The sequence below is a fragment of the Thiolapillus sp. genome, assembly GCF_048562965.1.
GTDB lineage: Bacteria > Pseudomonadota > Gammaproteobacteria > Chromatiales > Chromatiaceae > Thiolapillus > Thiolapillus brandeum_A.
In genome coordinates, this window is record NZ_JBHNMF010000665.1 from 1 (window position 1) to 1670 (window position 1670).

Consider the following 1670-nt stretch of genomic DNA (forward strand, 5'->3'; position numbering starts at 1 on the left):
TTGCGTCCCCGGCAGTCTGGTTCACCTGGGTCGTGGTACGCCAATACACCTACCTGTCCCGCCTACATACCGACTACGGCTTCAAGGAGGCTGTGGCCACCTCATTCGAAGGCTTCCGCCGGATGATGGAAGAACTGGACGAAGCGGACAACAAGGACCTGACCGCAGCGCTTTCCATCAAGGCCATCGACATCATCGGATCCGATCCAGACCGGCTGGGCTCCCGCCATCACGGCGATGATTCCCCCTGGAGCCATGTGCTGAAAACGCTGACGGGCCGGTTGTTCAGCGGAAAAGGCGGCGAGGAGTAAAAGGGGTATGGGATACAAGACTTATCCTGAGTACAGAGATTCGGGTGTGCAATGGCTAGGCGAGATGCCGTCTCATTGGGAGACAAGAAGACTGAAGTACGCTGCGCCGCTGCGTAACATAAAAATTATAGCTGGAGAATCGCATCTTCCTTACGTTGGGTTGGAAAATATCGAATCGTGGTCTGGAAAATATCTTGTTCAGGATGCAGCCAATGATTTAGAAGGGCTATCCAGTCGTTTTTATCCGGGTGATGTTCTGTTCGGAAAACTGCGCCCTTACCTTGCGAAGGCTTTTCTGGCCGACTTCGAAGGCATGTGTTCATCAGAATTGTTGGTGCTCCAGGGGAAAGGGGTCCAACCCGAATTTCTTGTCAGGTTTATGCTTTCGGTAGGCTTTATCAGAGAAGTGGATTCATCCACCTACGGCGCCAAGATGCCACGTGCCAGTTGGGACTTTATTGGCAATCTGCTTGTAACCTTGCCACCAACCGGAGAACAAACCACCATCGCCGCCTTCCTCGACGAAAAAACCACCCAGATCGATCAACTCATCGAAAAGAAAACCCGCTTCATCGAACTGCTCAAGGAGAAGCGCGCGGCGCTGATCACCGAGGCGGTGACCGGGAAATTCGATGTGCGACACCCAGGGAAGGGGGAAGTACCCGAATCCGCCGGGCGCGGATTCGGCGTGCGTATGGGCAAGCCTTATGCGGAATACAAGGATTCGGGGGTGGCGTGGCTGGGTGAGATTCCTGTGCATTGGGAGGTAAAAAGACTCAAGCACTTGGTCAGGTTGAACCCGCCTAAATCAGAAGTATCAAATGTTCGGCCTGACATGCAAGTGCAGTTTCTTCCAATGGAGTTGGTATCGGAAAATGGTGTTGTCTCTATGAAGGAGACTAGGTTGTTGTCTGATGTATATCAAGGGTTTACATATTTCAGAGATGGCGATGTCATCATGGCAAAGATTACGCCATGCTTTGAAAATGGAAAGGGGGCTATCGTCAACAAACTGGAGAATGGGATTGGATTTGGCAGTACAGAGTTTCATGTATTGAGACCCACTGCTGGTTTTTCTGGCTATGTCTGGTGTGTAACAAAAAGCATCCCCTTTCGCAGGATCGGAATTATGGAAATGAAGGGCGTGGCAGGACAACAGCGTGTCCCCGAATCTTTTGTTTCTGAATTTCTTATTACCGCGCCACCAGTTAATGAACAATCCACCATCGTCCGCTGCCGGCCATGGAGAGCGAAGCGAAGGCTGGTAGACCCCAGTAGCCGCGAGGCCGCACTGTTTTCCCGGCGTGCCTTGCGCCAGAGGGAAAACAAAGTAGGCCTCCGAACGCGGCGTCCAGTCAT

Annotated in this window: 2 protein-coding genes; both read left to right on the top strand. The window is 52.3% G+C overall.

Annotated features, from left to right (window positions below):
- The coding region (locus ACOCD2_RS18920; protein WP_305801499.1) for a hypothetical protein at positions 1–311 on the top strand (311 nt) is incomplete at its 5' end.
- Between the two features lie 7 nt (positions 312–318).
- A partial coding sequence (locus tag ACOCD2_RS18925; RefSeq protein ID WP_293649950.1) for a hypothetical protein occupies positions 319–1670 on the top strand: 1352 nt, incomplete at its 3' end.